Here is a 16,813-nt window from a genome sequence, read left to right on the forward strand (position 1 = left end):
ACCCGTGAGCGCAACGCCGGAGCAATCATTGCAAATGTGGCTGCCGGCGCTGGCGCATGTCGAGCCGGATCATCCGCTGCGTGAGTGGCTGGCTCGCGCCGACCGATTGACCGATGGCCATGCCGGCTATCTGGCTGGCCTGGGCGATTATTTTCACGGCATCGATGCCGACCTGCCGGCGGCGGCGATCACCCGCGAATTTCTCGTGGGCGATGCGGCCGACGCCATCTGGTTGTCGGCCGACCCGGCCTGGGTGCAGCCCGACATGAACGGCGTGCGGCTGCTGGCTTGCGGCCAGTTGCAGTTGAGCATGGATGAAGCGCAGGCATTGGCCGAACCGCTGAAACCGGTATTCGACGAAGCCGGCCTGCACCTGGAGATTTCGACGCCGGATCGGTGGCATCTGAAGCTGCCAGCCGGCACCACGCTACCCAGCTTCGCAGCGCCCGAACAAGCGCTGGGCGAAGACCTTTCGCAGCATTTGCCGCCGGGCGCGGAAGGGCGGCGCTGGCGCGTGCTGCTCAACGAGATCCAGGTGCTGCTGCACCAGCATCCACTGAACGCGCAACGGCGTGCCCGTGGACTGGCGCCGGTCAACAGCTTGTGGCTGTGGGGCGGCGGCAGCCTGCCGGGCTCGCTGAAAAGCCCGCTGCATGGCGTGGTCAGTGACGACCTGCTGCTGCGCGCCCTGGCCAGCCGCGCCGATATGGCGCAACACCCGCGCACTCCCGAATCCGTCGCCGCCGCCACGTCGGGCTGGCTGATCGATCTGCAGGACCTGCCGCCTGGCGAGATCGCATCGCGCTGGTGGCCGACGTTGCAGCCGCTGCTCGATCGCCACTCGGTCGTGCTGCATTTCGCCAGCGCCGAGCGCTGGCGGCGCAAGCCGTGGCACCGCTGGCGCATCTGGCGCGGGGCAGGGCGTTGAGCACGTTGCAGTTGCGTCGGCGCGAGAGCAAAGGCCTGCCCAGCGGCTGGCCGTCCAGCGTGCATCCGGTGCTGCAGCAGATCTACGCCGCACGTGGCGTGCTGGAGCCCGGCCAGGCCGAACACCGGCTGGCCCGGATGCTGTCGCCGCAGCTGCTCGGCGGCATGACGCAGGCCGTCGATCTGCTGGTCGAGGCGATTCGCGACGACTGGACCATCGTGATTGCGGGCGACTACGACTGCGACGGAGCCACCGGCACGGCGGTGGCCGTGCGCGGTTTGCGGCTGCTGGGTGCGAAGTGGGTGAGCTATGCCATACCCAATCGTTTCGTCCACGGCTATGGGCTGAGCCCCGCACTGGTCGCATCGCTGCAGCCGACGCCGCAACTGATCGTCACCGTCGACAACGGCGTGGCCAGCGTGGCTGGCGTGGCGGCGGCGAAGGCGCGCGGCATCCGGGTGATCGTCACCGACCATCACCTGCCCGGCGAGCAGTTGCCGGCATGCGATGCGATGGTCAACCCGAACCTGGTCGGCGATGCGTTTCCGAGCAAGATGCTGGCCGGCGTGGGCGTGATGTTCTATTTGCTGCTGGCCTTGCGCGCAAGGTTGCACGAGCAGGGCGCCTTCGTCGGCGCAAAACCGGATCTTTCCGGCTTGCTCGATCTGGTCGCACTGGGCACGGTGGCCGATCTGGTGCCGCTGGATTTCAACAACCGCGTGCTAGTCGAGGCCGGCTTGCAGCGCATCCGCAGCGGCCGCGCCTGCGCCGGCATCACCGCGCTGGTCGAATCCGGCAAACGCAGCGTGGCGACGCTGTGTTCCAGCGATCTCGGCTTCGCCGTCGGGCCGCGCTTGAATGCGGCGGGTCGACTCGAAAACATGAGCCTGGGCGTCGAATGTCTGCTCACCGACGACGTGGCACAGGCTCGCCGCTACGCCGAACAGCTCAGCGCGATCAACCTGGAGCGCCGCGACCTGCAGGCGTCGATGGTGGCCGAGGCCGAACAGATGGTGGTCGGCATGACCGATATCGACGCGATCGGCGTGGCGCTGTATGAACCGAGCTGGCATGCAGGCGTGGTCGGCCTGGTCGCCTCGAAACTGAAGGACCGGCTGCATCGTCCGGTGATCGCGTTCGCACCCGCCAGCGAGGACGACACCGACAACCTGCGCGGTTCGGCGCGTTCGATTGCCGGCTTTCACATCCGCGATGCACTGGCGGCGATCGACGCGCGCCAGCCCGGTTTGATCGAACGCTTCGGCGGCCACGCGATGGCCGCCGGACTGAGCATGAAGACCTGCGACTACCCGCGTTTCGCGATGGCGTTCGATGCGATCGCGCGCGAGCTGATCGACGCCGAGCGGCTGCAGGCGGTGCTGTATACCGACGGAGAGCTGCCGCCCGGCGCCGCTTCATTGACGCTGGCCCGGCAACTGCGTCATGCCGGCCCCTGGGGACAGGCGTTCCCCGAGCCGTTGTTCGACAACGTGTTCGAATGCGCCAGCTGGAAAGTGATGGGCGAACGGCACCTGCGCCTGCAATTGCGCGACCCGCGCGACGGCATGCTGCACGATGCGGTGATGTTCAACGCGTATCACGGCCAGCCACCGCCGCCGCAGCTGCGCGCGGCCTACGAGTTGACCATCAACGACTGGCAGGGCCGCGAAACGCCGCGGCTGCTGTTGCGGCATATCGAACCGGCCTGAAGCGCCTCTTTCGCCTGCGGCACCTTCCTGCCCTGCGGAGAAGGAATTTCAGATGTTTCCACTTGCGTGGTTTTCACGTGGCCTGATCCAAGCTGGCGACACCCCGCCCATGGAGAACGCCCGTGATCGCCCATATCGAAGGATTGCCTGCCGGCACGCTGGGTTTCCGCGCCCACGGCCAGGTCACCGCTGCCGACTACGAAAACATCATCGTGCCGGATGTCGAGGCGGCGTTCGCGCTCAACCGCAAGCTGCGCTTGCTGTATGTCACGGCCGAGGATTTCACCGGCTTCGACCCCGGCGCGATGTGGGACGACGCCAAACTGGGCATGCGCCATTTCAGCAGCTGGGAACGTATCGCCCTGGTCACCGACGTGGGTTGGCTGCGGGTTACCGCGACGGCCTTCGGTTTCGCGATACCGGCGCAGTTCCGCCTGTTCCATGGCAGCGACCTGGCCGAAGCGACGCGCTGGGTGACCGAGAGCGAGCCAGCCTAGAAAACCTCGGCAGGCTCCAAACACTTGCCAAGTTCGGGCTGATCTGTTCAAGTTGGCCCATGCATTCCGTCGCCGCCAGCTTCCAGAACCTCATCGCGCCTTCCGCGCGGGGCTTCGTGCTGGCCGGCAACAACAATAATCGCGCGAACAATAACGCCAACTTCTGGCGGGCCGACGCGTAGCTTCAAGTTTCCGAAACATACGTGAAAAAGGCCCGCCTAGAGCGGGCCTTTTTCGTTTCTGCACCACGATTTTTTATCAACGACGAGGGGAAGTGCGATGTGTTCGATCTTCGGAATGTTCGACCTGCAGCCGGGCGACGACCTGGCCACGTTGCGGCGACAGGCGCTGGAACTGTCACAGCGCCAGCGCCATCGCGGGCCGGACTGGAGTGGCGTGTTCGTCGATGCCGGGGTGATCCTGGTGCACGAGCGCCTGGCCATTGTCGATCCGGCCAGCGGTGCGCAGCCGTTGCGTTCGCGCGACGGTGCGCTGGCGCTGGCGGTGAACGGCGAGATCTACAACCATCGTGAATTGCGCAGCGCCAGCACGTACGACTTCACCACCGGCTCGGACTGCGAGGTGATCAATGCACTGTATCGCGAGCATGGCGCCGCTGAATTCATCGAGCATGGCCTGCCGCGGCTCAATGGCATTTTCGCGTTCGCGTTGTGGGACGGCGAAGCGCAGCGCTATCTGATCGCCCGCGATCCGATCGGCGTGTGTCCGCTGTACTGGGGCCACGACATCCATGGCCGCTTGTGCGTAGCCTCGGAGATGAAGGCGCTGGTTGGCGTATGTGCCGATGTGGCGCCGTTTCCGCCCGGCCATGTGTACGACAGCGCCAGCGGCGAGTTGCGCCGCTACTACCACAAGCCCTGGCGCGACTACGCGTATACGCAAGGCCGCGATGTCGCTGGGCCGGTCTTGCGCCAGGCCTTCGAGCAGGCCGTGCACCGTCAGCTGATGACCGATGTCCCTTACGGCGTGCTGCTTTCCGGCGGACTGGATTCATCGCTGGTTGCCGCGTGTGCTGCGCAGTTCGCCCGTCACCGCATCGAAGAGGGCGATCGCACCGAAGCATGGTGGCCTCGACTGCATTCGTTCGCGATCGGCCTGGACGGTTCGCCGGATCTGGCCGCCGCGCAGATCGCCGCCGATGCGCTGGGCACCGTGCATCACGGTTTCGTCTACACGTTCTGGGAAGGGCTGGACGCACTGCCCGAGGTGATCCGGCATATCGAAACCTACGACGTCACCACCATCCGCGCCGCCACGCCAATGTACTTGCTGGCGCGGCGGATCAAGGCGATGGGCGTGAAGATGGTGCTGTCGGGAGAGGGCTCGGACGAGATCTTCGGCGGCTACCTGTACTTCCACAAGGCGCCGTCGGCCGAGGCGTTCCACGAGGAGACCGTGCGCAAGCTCGATGCGCTGCACAGCTACGACTGCCTGCGCGCGAACAAGGCGATGATGGCCTGGGGTGTGGAGGCGCGCGTGCCGTTCCTCGACCTGGAGTTCATCGACGTGGCGATGGGCCTGGATGCGAAGTACAAGATGGCGGGGCAGGGGCGGATCGAAAAGGCGGTGCTGCGCGAGGCGTTCGATGGCGCGTTGCCGGATTCGATCCTGTGGCGGCAGAAGGAGCAGTTCAGCGATGGCGTCGGCTACGGCTGGATCGATGGCTTGAAGGCGCATGCGGAGCAAGCCATCAGCGACCGTGAGTTCGCCGCGGCGGCAGCACGCTACCCGTTCAACACACCGGCCACGAAAGAAGCGTATTTCTACCGACGCATCTTCGAACAGCACTTTCCCGGGGAAGCCTGCGCAGCCACCGTGCCAGGCGGCAAGTCGATCGCCTGCTCGTCACCGGCGGCGCTGGCCTGGGACCCGGCGTTCGCGAATGCGGCCGATCCGTCCGGCCGGGCGGTGCGCGGAGTGCATGCGCAGGCGCTGGCCTGAACTCGTGAATCCGCCGGGCTGGAAACGGCATATCGCCTTCCTCTGCTATTCTTGCAGGCTGAAAACCTGACTCCAAATAACCACATGATCGAAATCAATCCGATCCTCGCGCAGATCACGGACCTCCGGGGCCGTGTCGAGTCGCTTAGGGGGTATCTTTGACTACGCTACAAAAAGCGAACGTCTGGAAGAAGTAAGCCGCGAGCTGGAAAACCCGAACGTCTGGGACGATCCGGCGCGCGCTCAGGAGCTGGGTCGCGAACGCGCCCGCCTGCATACCATCGTCGATGGCATCGACACGCTGACCGCGGGCCTGACCGACGCCGGCGACCTGCTGGAAATGGCCGTCGCCGATAACGACGAGGACACCGCCAACTCGGTCGTCAGCGACCTGGCCAAGCTGGACGCGCAAGTGGGCAAGCTGGAGTTCCAGCGCATGTTCTCGGGCAAGATGGATGCGACCAACGCGTTCGTCGACATCCAGGCCGGCGCCGGCGGCACCGAAGCGCAGGACTGGGCCGAGATGCTGCTGCGCATGTATCTGCGCTGGTGCGAATCGCGTGGCTGGAAGACCGAGCTGATGGAAGTCAGCGGCGGCGAAGTGGCCGGCATCAAGTCCGCCACGTTCCGGGTCGAAGGCGATTATGCCTATGGCTGGCTGAAGACCGAGATCGGCGTGCACCGTCTGGTGCGCAAGAGCCCGTTCGATTCGGACAACCGCCGGCACACCAGTTTCACCTCGGTGTTCGTATCGCCGGAAGTCGATGACGACATCGATATCGAGATCAACCCCGCCGACCTGCGCACCGACGTTTACCGCTCCTCGGGCGCCGGTGGCCAGCACGTCAACAAGACCGAGTCGGCGGTGCGTATCACGCACATCCCGACCAATACCGTCGTGGCCTGCCAGACCGGCCGCAGCCAGCACGCGAACCGCGACACCGCGATGAAGATGCTGGCCGCCAAGCTGTACGAGCTGGAGGTGCAGAAGCGCAACGTCGAACGCGATGCACTGGAAGCGACCAAGTCCGATATTGGCTGGGGCAGCCAGATCCGCAACTATGTGCTCGACCAGAGCCGCATCAAGGATCTACGCACCGGCATCGAACGCACCGATACGCAGAAGGTGCTGGACGGCGATCTGGACGAATTCATCGAGGCCAGCCTGAAATCCGGTCTCGAGGCCGGCGCCAAACGCGCCGATGCGTGAGCACTGATCTGTTGAGTCGGTTCAATCACCTGCTAAGGAGCCACAGCATGAACAGCAAGAAGATCTGCGGAATCCTCATCGCATTCGCCGCCTTTGCGGCGTTCAACGGCGCGGCTGGCGCGCAGGACAACTCGTCCGGCCAGGGTATCAAGCAAGATGCCAAGGCCGTCGGCCATGGCATCGGCAACGGCGCCCGCGACGTCGGCCACGCGACCAAGCGCGTCGCCGTCTCGGTCGGGCATGGCGCGAAGGATGCCGGTGTCGGCATCGGGCACGGTGCGAAGAAGGCCGGTATCGCCGTCGGCCATGGTGCGCGCGAAGGCTGGGATGCGACCAAGCATGCGGTCAAGCACGTGTTTCACAAAGACGATTGACGGGCGCGCCGTTCCGAAGACAAACCTCGTCGCGTTGTTCTCAACCCGACGATGACCCTAAACAGAAAAGCGCGCGGAGAAGCGTGCGCCGCCCGGCACGAGCGCCGACAGCAACGGAATCCCCATGAGTGAAACGATCGACACCTTGCCCATCGACGAGAACAAGCTGATCGCCGAACGCCGCGAGAAGCTGAAAGCGCTGCGCGGGCAGGGCATCGCGTTTCCGAACGACTTCAAGGTCGACAGCTTCGCCGGCGACTTGCAGGACGAGTTCGCCGACAAGGATACGCATACGGCCGAAACCATCGAAGCCGCCGCGCGCCGCGTGAAGATGGCCGGCCGCATCGTGCTCAAGCGCGTGCAGGGCAAGGTCAGTTTCGTGCAGCTGCAGGATTTCAGCGGGCGCATCCAGCTGTTCATCCATCAGGGTACGGTCGGCGAAACCTATGAGGCGTTCAAGGGCTGGGACGTCGGCGACATCGTGGGCGCCGAAGGCGTGCTGATGCGCACCAAGACCGGCGAGCTGTCGGTGCGCGTCGACAGCCTGCGCCTGCTGACCAAGAGCCTGCGTCCGCTGCCCGACAAATTCCATGGGCTGGCCGATGTGGAGCAGCGCTACCGCCAGCGCTACGTCGACCTGATCGTTACCGAAGAAGCGCGCCGCACGTTTGTGCAGCGTTCGAAAGTCATCGGCTTCATGCGCCAATGGCTGGAGGCGCCGACGCGCCGCTTCATGGAGGTGGAGACGCCGATGATGCACATCATCCCCGGCGGCGCCGCGGCCAAGCCGTTCATCACCCATCACAACGCGCTGGATCTCGACCTGTATTTGCGCGTGGCACCCGAGCTTTACCTCAAGCGCCTGGTCGTCGGCGGCTTCGACCGCGTCTACGAGATCAACCGCAACTTCCGCAACGAAGGCGTGTCGACCCGGCACAACCCCGAATTCACCATGCTGGAGCTGTACCAGGCTTACGCCACCTACACAGAGATCATGGATCTCACCGAGGGCGTGATCCGCGATACGGCGAAGGCGGTGATCGGCAGTACCCAACTGCATTGGGACGGCGCCGATATCGATGTCGGCCCAGCTTTCCGTCGCTGGAGCATGGAAGACGCGGTGCTGGAGCTGAATCCGGAGATTCGCCGCGAAGAATTGCGCGATCGTGAGGCATTGGCTGCGCACGCCAAGCGGCTCGGGGCGCAGGTCAAGCCGGGCTACGGTTGGGGCAAGCTGCTGCTGGAAATCTTCGAGAAGACGGTCGAGCACACGCTGGTCCAGCCGACCTTCATCACTCAGCATCCGGTCGAGGTGTCGCCGCTGGCGCGCGAGAGCGACACCGACAAGGGCATCACCGACCGTTTCGAGCTGTTCGTCAACGGCAAGGAGATCGCCAATGGCTTCTCCGAGTTGAACGACCCGGAAGATCAGGCCGCACGTTTCCAGGCCCAGGTCGACGCGAAAGATGCCGGCGACGACGAGGCGATGCACTTCGATGCCGATTACATCCGCGCGCTGGAAGTGGGCCTGCCGCCCACCGGCGGCCTCGGCATCGGCATCGACCGGCTGGTGATGCTGCTGACCGACTCCGCCTCGATCCGCGATGTGTTGCTGTTTCCCTATATGCGCCCGGAGGCTTGAACCATGTGGTACGCCATCATCGGCACTGACAATGCAAACTCGCTGGAAGCGCGCAAGTCCGCGCGTCCGGCGCATCTGGCCCGCCTGCAGCAGTTGCAGGACGAAGGCCGCATGTTGCTGGCCGGTCCGTTTCCGGCGATCGACGCGGAAGATCCGGGTCCGGCCGGTTTCAGCGGCAGCCTGATCGTGGCCGAGTTCGCCTCGCTGGCCGATGCGGAAAGCTGGGCCAGCGCCGACCCCTACCTTGCTGCCGGCGTGTATCGCGAGACCTCGGTCAAACCGTTCCGCAAAGTACTGCCGTGAGATGGGCGCGGCGATGACCGGGAAGCCCGTCATTGAACAGATCCGCGAACGCCTGCAAGCCGCGTTCGCGCCCAGCGATCTGGAAGTGGTCGACGAGGGGCACAAGCATGCCGGCCATGCGGGGGAGGGCAAGGGCCACTTCCATGTGCGGATCGTCAGCGCCGCGTTTGCCGGCCAGCTGCCGATCAAGCGCCACCGGATGATCTATGCGGCGCTCGACGGGTTGATGGATAAAGGCATCCATGCGCTGTCGATCGATGCTGTTCAAGATAAATAACATATGTTTATGGCTGACTATTGAAGTAAAACTTCACATGAAACCGCATTGCAGCGCCGCCCCGCGTTTGGCACAGTGCCCTGTCGCCCGACCAGCGGGCGTTACCTGACCGACCCCCTACTGATGACCGCATGCGCCTGAGCACGATCAAACTCGCCGGTTTCAAGTCCTTCGTGGACCCGACCACCTTGCATCTGCCGAGCAACATGATCGGCGTGGTCGGCCCGAACGGCTGCGGCAAATCCAACATCATCGACGCGATCCGCTGGGTGATGGGCGAGAGCGCGGCCAGCCGCCTGCGCGGCGATTCGCTGACCGACGTGATCTTTTCCGGTTCCAACTCGCGCAAGCCGGTGGGGCAGGCCACGGTCGAGCTGATCTTCGACAACGCGGACGGTTCCATCCAGGGCGAGTACGGCCAGTACGCCGAGATCTCGGTGAAGCGCCAGGTCACCCGCGACGGCCAGTCCGCGTATTACCTCAATGGCGCGCGCTGCCGCCGCCGCGACATCACCGACTTGTTCCTCGGCACCGGTCTCGGGCCGCGCAGCTACTCGATCATCGAACAGGGCATGATCAGCCAGATCATCGATGCGCACCCCGAAGAGCTGCGCATGCATCTGGAGGAGGCCGCCGGCATCTCCAAGTACAAGGAGCGCCGCAAGGAAACCGAAAGCCGCATCAAGGCCACCCGCGAGAACCTCGACCGCGTGCGCGACGTGCGCGACGAGGTCGACAAGCAGCTGGAACACTTGAATCGCCAGGCCCGCGCGGCCGAGCGCTGGAAGGCGCTGAAGGAAGAGCAGACGCGCAAGGAAGCCGAGCTGCGCGCGCTGGAATACCGCGGCCTGAAAAGCCAGCACGAAGGCGAAGGCGCGGATTTGACCGCCGCCGAGATCGAGATCGAGAAACAGCTGGCCGGCCAGCGCCAGATCGAAGCGCAACTGGAAAGCGTGCGCGAGCGCCACACCGACGCCAGCGAGCATCTGAACGCGGTGCAGGGCGATGTCTACAAGGTCGGCGCCGAGATCGCACGGGTCGAGCAGCAGGTACGCCACAATCGCGAAACCGCCGATCGCCTGCAGCGCGCCCATGGCGAGGCCGAACGCGAACATGCCGAGCTGGCCGCGCATATCGCCAACGACAGCGGGCAGGTCGAGACGTTGCGCATGGCTTTGGCCGAAGGCGAACCGAAACTCGAAGCCTTGCAGCAGATGCAGGACGATACCGCTGAAGCCCAGCGCGACACCGAGGCGAAGCTGGCCGACTGGCAGCAGCGCTGGGACAGCCACACCCGCAACGCCGGCGAATCCAACCGTGCCGCCGAAGTGGAGCGCACCAAACTCAACTATCTGGATCGCCAGGCGATCGACCTGTCACGGCGGCGCGAAGCGCTGGAAGCCGAGCAGAAAGCCACCGACGTCGCCGCCTTGGATGCCGCCGGCGAGCAGTTGCACAGCGAACACGACACCCAGCGCGAGCGCGTCGAAACTCTCGGCAGCCTGCTCGATCAGCACAAATCCAGCCACGAGAAGGTGCAGGAAGACGAGCGCCAGGTGCAGTCGGCGCTGAACGAGGCACGCCAGCAATTACAGACCGCGCGCGGCCGGCATGCCTCGCTCGAAGCGCTGCAGCATGCAGCCCTCGGCCAGGAAGAAAGCGCCGCGAGCGGCTGGCTGGCCCGCCTCGGACTGACCAAATCGCGTCGCCTCGGCGAATCGCTGCAGGTCGAGGCCGGTTGGGAAACCGCGGTGGAAACTGCGCTGAGCGGCTTCCTGGACAGCGTGCTGGTGGACGGCGCGCATGCGCTGGCCGCCGAGTTCGGCGCGCTCGAGAACGCCGATATCGCACTGCTCGATGCCGCCGACGGTGGGATCAACACCGCCGGCACGCTGGCCGCACATGTGCGCGGACCCGCTGCGGCGATGGCGATCCTCGGCCACGTGCTGACCGCCGAGTCGCTCGCCGACGCTCACCAGCGAGTGGTCTCGCTGTCCGCGCTGGCGCCGTACCAATCCGTGATCACACGCAGCGGCGAGTGGCTGGGTCCGGGCTGGGCGCGCGTGCGCCGTGCGCAGGGCAGCCAGGTCGGCGTGCTGGCGCGCGAGCGCGAGATCCGCCTGCTGGCCGACCAGATCGCCACGCTGGAAGCGCAGCTGGAGGAAGCCAGCGAACAACTCGATAGCTTGCGTACCAGCAAGTTCGAAGCCGAACGAGCGCGCGACGATGCGCAGCGCGAGCTGTACAACGCACACCGTCGCCAGTCGGAACTGGCCGGCCAGCTGCAAAGCCATCGCGGCAAGCTGGAAACCGCGCGCGCCCGTGCCGAAAAGGTCAATGGCGAGCTGTCGGACCTGGCCACCCAGATCGACGAATTGCAGAGCCAGACCCGCGAAGCGCGGGCGCGGCTGGACGAATCGGTCGGCTTGATGGGCGACCTGGAAGACCAGCGCCGCGAACTGGAAAACGAGCGTCGTGCCCTGCTCGAGGCCCGCGAGGAAGCGCGCATGAACGCGCGCGAAGCCGCCGACCAGTCGCACTCGCTGGCCCTGGCGCTCGAGTCCAAACGCTCCTCGCTGGCTTCGCTGGAGCAGGCGCTGGGTCGCATGGACAGCCAGTTGCGGCAGATCGAGTCGCGCCGTGCCGAAATCACCGAGCAGCTCGCGGCCGGCTCCGACCCGATCGCCGAACTCGAAGCCGAGCGGCAGACCTATCTCGATCAGCGCCTGCTGGTCGACAAACAGCTGGTCGAAGCGCGCCGTGCGCTGGAAGACTGCGACCTCGAATTCCGCAAGCTGGAGCAGCAACGGCATCTGGCGGAGCAGGGCTTGTCCGCGCTGCGCGAGAGCCTCTCCGCGAAACGCCTCGCCGCGCAGGCGCTGCATATGCGTGCCGAGCAGCTGGCCGAAGCGATCACCGCGTCAGGCCTGGAACTGGAAACCTTGCTGGCCGAGCTGGCCGAAGACATCGATGCGAACCAGTGGCGCCAGCAGCTGGCCGACATCGGGCAGAAAATCGCCCGCATCGAACCGGTCAACCTCGCCGCGATCCAGGAACACGCCGAGCAGAGCGAGCGCAAGACCTATCTGGACAATCAGCTCGCCGATCTGGTCAGCGCGATGGAAACACTGGAAGGCGCGATCAAGAAGATCGATCGCGAGACCCGCCAGCGCTTCAAGGAGACCTTCGACAAGGTCAACGCCGGCGTGCAGGAGCTGTTCCCGCGGCTGTTCGGCGGCGGCCATGCCTATCTCGAACTGACCGGCGACGACCTGCTCAATACCGGCGTGTCGATCATGGCGCGCCCGCCGGGCAAGCGCGTCTCCAATATCACCTTGCTCTCCGGTGGCGAGAAAGCACTGACTGCCGTAGCCTTGGTGTTCGCGATCTTCGGTCTCAACCCCGCGCCCTTCTGTCTGCTCGACGAGGTGGACGCACCGCTGGATGAGGCCAACGTCGGCCGTTTCTCCAGCCTGGTCCGGGAGATGAGCGAAAAGGTGCAATTCATCTTCATCAGCCACAACAAGGCCACCATGGAAGCGGCTACCCAACTGTGCGGCGTCACCATGCGCGAGCCGGGCGTATCGCGACTGGTGCAGGTGGATCTCGCCGAAGCGGCTAAACTGGCCGGAGCTGCCTGAGGAGTCCCTAATGACGCTGCAACCTGTGCTTGCCTTTGCCTGGAACCCTGCCGTCGGCATTCCGTTGTTGATCGTGGGCCTGATCGCGCTGGCGCTGATCTGGCTGTTCGGTCAGCCGAAGAAAGAGCAGGGCAAACGTCGAATCGTGCCCAGCCAGCACGGCGGCGAACGTCGCGAACCGACTCTGGGCGAGCAGGCGGATGGCGAAGAGCCATCGTTCAGCGCATTCGGGCCGGCCATCGACGATCCCCTGGCCGGCGACGTCAAGCCCCAGCAAGGCGAACTCGAAGTGGGCTTGCGCGAAGAGCTTGAGCGCCTTGGCGCCACCCTCTCGGGTCAACGCGCGCAGGCACCCGGCGCGCCGACACCAGATCCGGTCGCGACAAAGACCAGCAAGCCCCAGCCCAAGCTGGCCGATCATGTTTCCTCGATCATCGACGCCTTGCGTGCGCCCAGCTCCAGCGAGCCTGCACCTCAGGCGCCGGCTCCTCCAGCGTCGGCACCCGCACCCGCAACGACCACCACCAGCGGCACACCGCCGCGTTCGGATCTCGGTCGACGCCCGGCACAACTGCCGGTCGAACGCATCGTCACGCTATTCGTGGTGGCGCGCGAAGGCGGCCACTTCAATGGCCCGGACCTGGTCGTGGCCGCCGAGAAGGCCGGCCTCGAATTCGGCGACATGGGCATCTATCACCGCCTGGTCGACGGCAAGCGCGAGCTCGGGCCGATCTTCAGCGTCGCCAACATGCTCAAACCCGGCAACTTCGACCTTGCCCGCCTGGATGCCTTGCATACGCCCGGCGTGAGCTTCTTCATGACCTTGCCGGCGCCGTTGCCCGCATTGGATGCCTGGGATGCGATGCTGCCCACCGCCCAGCGTCTTGCCGAACTGCTGGATGGCCAGGTACTCGATGAAGAGCGCAATGCCCTTGGTCGCCAGCGCATCGCCCACATCCGCGATCAACTGCGCGGCTGGGACCGCGACCACGAAGGCAAGGCGATCATCTTCGGCCGCTGAGCGATGTCTGTTCGAGCAGGTGTGTTGATGCATGCAGGCCGGCGCCGCCGGTAGTCAAACTTGCGCGCACGCCTTGTCGATTGTTCGCACCTATCGTCGAGCGAACATCGCCAAGATCAGAGCATTCCCAGCAGCAACGCCTTCGCCACGGCCTGGGTCTTGTTGGTGACGTCGAGCTTGGTCAGGCTGCTGGTGATATGGAATGTCACGGTGCGCTCGGAGATGCCGAGAATCCTCCCGATCGCTTCGGCCGTTTTGCCAGCGGCGCTCCATCGCAAGACTTCTCTTTCGCGCGCTGTCAATTCGATCTCGAAGACCGGCAGGAGCCTTCGCATTTCTATCGCGCCGATCAGTCCATGGATGGTATGTGACAGCCAGACCATCTGCATCTCGGTCTCGGCCAATTCGGCCTCGGTCACGGTTTGATGCGATCGCGCCAGAGAAAGCATGCCCGTCGTCATGTACTTGCCGTGGGTGGCCAATGCCCATCCGTGACGTATTCCATGCGCTCGGGCTTCCTCCCAGAAAGCCGGCTGGGTTTCGAAAAGATCATCACTCCATACAACCGGAGACATCTCTCGCGATGTGCGCTGAATGAGCGGATCGATCTCGAGATAATTGTTCGCGAAATAATGCTCCAGCCAATGCGCGGGATAGGTGCTCGCCCATGTCACGCTGGGCTGCGACATCGGGAAGGGCATACGCAGGACGTAAGAGCAGTATTCGAAGCCCAGGTCTCGCACTATGACGGCGAGTTCTTTCAGCAGCTCGGCAGATGAATCCGCCGGCGACGTAAGCCTGCTCAAGCAATCTTCGCGCCAAGCATTCACTTTGTGGCCCCATGTGGATCTGCAAAAACTGACAGTTGGTCGCCTTATGTGTAGGCGGTGTACGGTAACGTTCTGGCGTATCGGGTCATGTAGGAAAGCGCTGTGAGCTCACCGTCGTCTTCATCTGCAGTTGCCCCGAAACTATCTTCGGATGGCTATATACGTCTAACTCTCGATGCGTTTTTAAGCCTGAGCTTCCCGCAAAAGCTGGCCTGGGAGGATAAATGTCTTCAGGAGGATCTTATCGGAAGCTGTGTTCCCGCTTTCCGTGCAGGATATTGTGAATGGGCAACCGATGATATGCCCCTGGTCAGCATAGGTTGGGCCTGGTTTGGGTTGGCTGATGGGCAAAAATTCCTTGCTCCAGGCGGGGTGAGCAGCAACATCATGTTCGTGACGCAGACCAATTACGACTTGGGTATGCCCAAGACCAACGAGTTGTTATGTGCATGGCTGGCCTGCGAATGCTGGCAGCCCATCGAGATCGCCTACGCGCTGTAACGCTGTACCGCCGTTTCCCCTAGCCATGCTCCGGGCAACCCTCCCGTCGCTCTTGGGGCAAGGCCAGATGTGTCCAATGCCCCGTACTCGCAGCTGCCCCCTGCGGCTACTGTAGGAACATACAGTTATAGTCGGGCGAAAATCATTCTTCAATGCCGTGTCTCTTAGAGGGGGAGGCGCGGCATATGTTCACGGTAGTGAAGGGAGCTGGAAACCAGCTCGTACCCGGCCTCGAAGCGGCGCTCGCCATTTACCGGTACGAAATATTCGTAGAGACCTTACGCTGGCAGTTGCCGGTCAAGAATGGCTTGGAGCTTGACCAGTTCGATCGCCCGGAAACGTTGTACGTCATTGTTCAGGACGCACACGGGGCGGTGTGTGGCTGCGCCCGTCTGCTGCCCACAACCCGGGCCTACCTGCTCGACGAAGTCTTCCCCGGTCTCATGAATGGCGCACCCTCGCCACATGCACCGGAAGTTTGGGAACTGTCGCGGTTCTCGACAAAAGTCATCGGAGAGAAGACGCCGCCTTCCCGCGAGGAGGCGAGGAAGCGCTTCTGTGATCTTTTTTCCGCTGTCGCCGAGATGGCGATCGAGCAAGGTGCTGCCCGGCTGATCACTTTCACCGCCGTGGGGGTTGAAAGAATTCTCCGGATGATCGGTATGCACGCGCATCGCGTCGGACCGCCCCAACTGATCGATGGCGAGCCTGTCCTGGCCTTGTGGATCGAATTGGACGATCAGACGCGGCGAGCGCTGGGTCTCCCGGCGGCCGAATTGAGCGAAGTACGGCATTAGCAGGTTGTTGAACAACAACCTGTTAGAAACGAGCTTCGTCGACGATGGCGGCGGGACGAGTGCAGGCCGGGCAAGGAGCGGTTTACGAGTGATCGGGATGTGATCCCTTCTCATACGCGCGGGGTGTGATCGTGGACTGAGATGAATATCTCTTTGCTGACACGGCTTGCCGGATGTCTGTATATGACGGTGTTTGCCTCATCACCCGTCGTTGCAGCGAGTGGGCGGTTGACGTTCTCGGGCGCCATTGCCGAGCCCACCTGCGGTACCGCGGCTGTGGCCGATATGAGGGCTTCGGTCGATCCAACGCGAACCGACGTCGAGGCAAAACGACTGTCCTGCGGCAAGCCTGGTAGCGCGAAGAACGTTGCACCGGTCACGTATAGATTGGTTACGGTGCGCCTTTCGGGCGCGGTATCGGATCCGGTACTGAAGTATTTCGATGAATATGTGAAAGCGAATCAGCCCGACATGGAGGATCCGCTGCTGCTGACGCGGACTTACGAATGACGGTCGCGGCGCAAACTTCACGACGTGGCGGTGCTGCCGGGACTCAACGTTCGCGCGAGCCACGTCGTCATGGGGCAAGGTTTGCAGTGCACCGGCGAACATTGACTCCTGGAATACGATAAAAATGACCAGCCAGTATGTCGTCTTCATGTTGGGCGACCAGCGCTGCGCCCTGAACCTGTATTCGGTGGACCGCGTAGTACACATGGTGAAGATCACCTTGTTACCCAAGGCGCCGGCCATTGTTCTTGGTGTAGTCAATGTGCAGGGGAACGTCATACCGGTCATCGATGTTCGCCGTCGATTTGCTCTCCCGCAGCGTCAGATATCGCTGAACGACCATCTTGTCGTCACGCATACAGCTCGGCGTTCGTTCGCATTGGTGGTGGATGCGGTGGTGGATGTCGTCGAGTGCCAGGAACAAAGCCTGGCGATGACGAAGAGCATCCTCCCCACGGCCGAATATCTGGAAGGCGTCATGAAGCTCAAAAGCGGACTGGTCCTCATCCATGATCTCGAGGCATTCCTTTCAATGGAAGAAGAAGATTCCCTGAATCGCGCGATGGACGCCGGTCGAGGCGCATGATACCTCGCGCCTCCCTTTCTCGGCC

General features: G+C 63.8%; 17 protein-coding genes. 16 read left to right on the top strand and 1 reads right to left on the bottom strand.

Annotated elements, in window-relative coordinates:
• Nucleotides 1-34: 34 nt before the first annotated feature.
• The 12 genes from BUA26_RS12440 (at nucleotide 35) to zipA (ending at nucleotide 13,564) form a co-directional block, all read left to right on the top strand.
• On the top strand, nucleotides 35-928 hold the full coding sequence (locus BUA26_RS12440) for a phosphoglycerate mutase (RefSeq protein WP_072761132.1): 894 nt from the start codon (nucleotides 35-37) through the stop codon (nucleotides 926-928).
• Nucleotides 889-2,637 carry a single-stranded-DNA-specific exonuclease RecJ gene (recJ, locus tag BUA26_RS12445; protein WP_255368306.1) on the top strand — a complete coding sequence of 583 codons (1,749 nt, stop codon included), beginning with the start codon at nucleotides 889-891 and terminating at the stop codon, nucleotides 2,635-2,637. The genes BUA26_RS12440 and recJ overlap by 40 nt, the downstream gene beginning before the upstream one ends.
• Nucleotides 2,638-2,759: 122 nt before the next feature.
• Entirely contained in the window at nucleotides 2,760-3,134 is a 375-nt protein-coding gene (locus tag BUA26_RS12450) for a SpoIIAA family protein (protein ID WP_072761134.1), read from the top strand.
• A gap of 59 nt (nucleotides 3,135-3,193) precedes the next feature.
• Nucleotides 3,194-3,316 carry a hypothetical protein gene (locus BUA26_RS20745; RefSeq protein ID WP_255368307.1) on the top strand — a complete coding sequence of 41 codons (123 nt, stop codon included), beginning with the start codon at nucleotides 3,194-3,196 and terminating at the stop codon, nucleotides 3,314-3,316.
• Nucleotides 3,317-3,413: 97 nt separating this feature from the next.
• Nucleotides 3,414-5,096, top strand: coding sequence for an asparagine synthase B (gene asnB, locus BUA26_RS12455; RefSeq protein ID WP_072761136.1), 1,683 nt, complete (start codon nucleotides 3,414-3,416; stop codon nucleotides 5,094-5,096).
• An 84-nt stretch (nucleotides 5,097-5,180) separates the two neighbouring features.
• Nucleotides 5,181-6,306 (top strand): peptide chain release factor 2 gene (gene prfB / locus BUA26_RS12460; RefSeq protein WP_143154260.1). Its coding sequence is split into 2 segments (ribosomal slippage): nucleotides 5,181-5,255 and nucleotides 5,257-6,306, totalling 1,125 coding nucleotides; the frame shifts between segments, so codons are not numbered across the junction.
• 47 nt (nucleotides 6,307-6,353) lie between these two features.
• A complete protein-coding gene (locus BUA26_RS12465; protein ID WP_072761141.1) occupies nucleotides 6,354-6,680 on the top strand; it encodes a hypothetical protein in 327 nt (108 codons plus the stop codon).
• Nucleotides 6,681-6,804: 124 nt separating this feature from the next.
• Nucleotides 6,805-8,322, top strand: a complete 1,518-nt coding sequence (lysS, locus tag BUA26_RS12470; RefSeq protein WP_072761143.1) for a lysine--tRNA ligase — start codon at nucleotides 6,805-6,807, stop codon at nucleotides 8,320-8,322.
• Nucleotides 8,323-8,325: 3 nt separating this feature from the next.
• Nucleotides 8,326-8,625, top strand: coding sequence for a YciI family protein (locus BUA26_RS12475; RefSeq protein WP_072761145.1), 300 nt, complete (start codon nucleotides 8,326-8,328; stop codon nucleotides 8,623-8,625).
• Between the two features lies 1 nt (nucleotide 8,626).
• Nucleotides 8,627-8,902: a BolA family protein gene (locus BUA26_RS12480; RefSeq protein ID WP_255368308.1), complete on the top strand. Its 276-nt coding sequence runs from the start codon at nucleotides 8,627-8,629 to the stop codon at nucleotides 8,900-8,902.
• Between the two features lie 131 nt (nucleotides 8,903-9,033).
• Complete coding sequence (smc, locus tag BUA26_RS12485) at nucleotides 9,034-12,543, top strand: chromosome segregation protein SMC (RefSeq protein ID WP_072761147.1); 3,510 nt, start codon at nucleotides 9,034-9,036, stop codon at nucleotides 12,541-12,543.
• A gap of 10 nt (nucleotides 12,544-12,553) precedes the next feature.
• Complete coding sequence (gene zipA / locus BUA26_RS12490) at nucleotides 12,554-13,564, top strand: cell division protein ZipA (RefSeq protein WP_072761148.1); 1,011 nt, start codon at nucleotides 12,554-12,556, stop codon at nucleotides 13,562-13,564.
• 116 nt (nucleotides 13,565-13,680) lie between these two features.
• Here zipA and BUA26_RS12495 read toward each other — a convergent pair whose 3' ends face one another.
• Nucleotides 13,681-14,370, bottom strand: coding sequence for a LuxR family transcriptional regulator (locus tag BUA26_RS12495; protein ID WP_143154261.1), 690 nt, complete (start codon nucleotides 14,368-14,370; stop codon nucleotides 13,681-13,683).
• A 126-nt stretch (nucleotides 14,371-14,496) separates the two neighbouring features.
• Here BUA26_RS12495 and BUA26_RS12500 point away from each other — a divergent pair, with 126 nt between their 5' ends.
• The 4 genes from BUA26_RS12500 (at nucleotide 14,497) to BUA26_RS12515 (ending at nucleotide 16,788) form a co-directional block, all read left to right on the top strand.
• Nucleotides 14,497-14,895, top strand: a complete 399-nt coding sequence (locus BUA26_RS12500; protein ID WP_072761152.1) for a DUF4902 domain-containing protein — start codon at nucleotides 14,497-14,499, stop codon at nucleotides 14,893-14,895.
• A gap of 185 nt (nucleotides 14,896-15,080) precedes the next feature.
• A complete protein-coding gene (locus BUA26_RS12505; RefSeq protein ID WP_072761577.1) occupies nucleotides 15,081-15,692 on the top strand; it encodes an acyl-homoserine-lactone synthase in 612 nt (203 codons plus the stop codon).
• Nucleotides 15,693-15,833: 141 nt separating this feature from the next.
• Nucleotides 15,834-16,202 carry a hypothetical protein gene (locus tag BUA26_RS12510; protein ID WP_143154262.1) on the top strand — a complete coding sequence of 123 codons (369 nt, stop codon included), beginning with the start codon at nucleotides 15,834-15,836 and terminating at the stop codon, nucleotides 16,200-16,202.
• A gap of 124 nt (nucleotides 16,203-16,326) precedes the next feature.
• A complete protein-coding gene (locus BUA26_RS12515) occupies nucleotides 16,327-16,788 on the top strand; it encodes a chemotaxis protein CheW (protein WP_072761155.1) in 462 nt (153 codons plus the stop codon).
• Nucleotides 16,789-16,813 lie beyond the last annotated feature (25 nt).

The sequence above is a fragment of the Rhodanobacter sp. OK091 genome (assembly GCF_900142825.1).
In the GTDB taxonomy this organism is placed as follows: domain Bacteria; phylum Pseudomonadota; class Gammaproteobacteria; order Xanthomonadales; family Rhodanobacteraceae; genus Rhodanobacter.

What these genes read in the sequence shown, in the direction of transcription:
- asnB (WP_072761136.1), top strand. Translation starts at nt 3,414, where the DNA reads ATGTGTTCGATCTTCGGAATGTTCGACCTGCAGCCGGGCGACGACCTG.
- BUA26_RS20745 (WP_255368307.1), top strand. Translation starts at nt 3,194, where the DNA reads ATGCATTCCGTCGCCGCCAGCTTCCAGAACCTCATCGCGCCTTCCGCG.
- BUA26_RS12475 (WP_072761145.1), top strand. Translation starts at nt 8,326, where the DNA reads ATGTGGTACGCCATCATCGGCACTGACAATGCAAACTCGCTGGAAGCG.
- lysS (WP_072761143.1), top strand. Translation starts at nt 6,805, where the DNA reads ATGAGTGAAACGATCGACACCTTGCCCATCGACGAGAACAAGCTGATC.
- BUA26_RS12505 (WP_072761577.1), top strand. Translation starts at nt 15,081, where the DNA reads ATGTTCACGGTAGTGAAGGGAGCTGGAAACCAGCTCGTACCCGGCCTC.
- BUA26_RS12480 (WP_255368308.1), top strand. Translation starts at nt 8,627, where the DNA reads ATGGGCGCGGCGATGACCGGGAAGCCCGTCATTGAACAGATCCGCGAA.
- BUA26_RS12465 (WP_072761141.1), top strand. Translation starts at nt 6,354, where the DNA reads ATGAACAGCAAGAAGATCTGCGGAATCCTCATCGCATTCGCCGCCTTT.
- BUA26_RS12440 (WP_072761132.1), top strand. Translation starts at nt 35, where the DNA reads ATGTGGCTGCCGGCGCTGGCGCATGTCGAGCCGGATCATCCGCTGCGT.
- smc (WP_072761147.1), top strand. Translation starts at nt 9,034, where the DNA reads ATGCGCCTGAGCACGATCAAACTCGCCGGTTTCAAGTCCTTCGTGGAC.
- BUA26_RS12510 (WP_143154262.1), top strand. Translation starts at nt 15,834, where the DNA reads ATGAATATCTCTTTGCTGACACGGCTTGCCGGATGTCTGTATATGACG.
- BUA26_RS12515 (WP_072761155.1), top strand. Translation starts at nt 16,327, where the DNA reads ATGACCAGCCAGTATGTCGTCTTCATGTTGGGCGACCAGCGCTGCGCC.
- zipA (WP_072761148.1), top strand. Translation starts at nt 12,554, where the DNA reads ATGACGCTGCAACCTGTGCTTGCCTTTGCCTGGAACCCTGCCGTCGGC.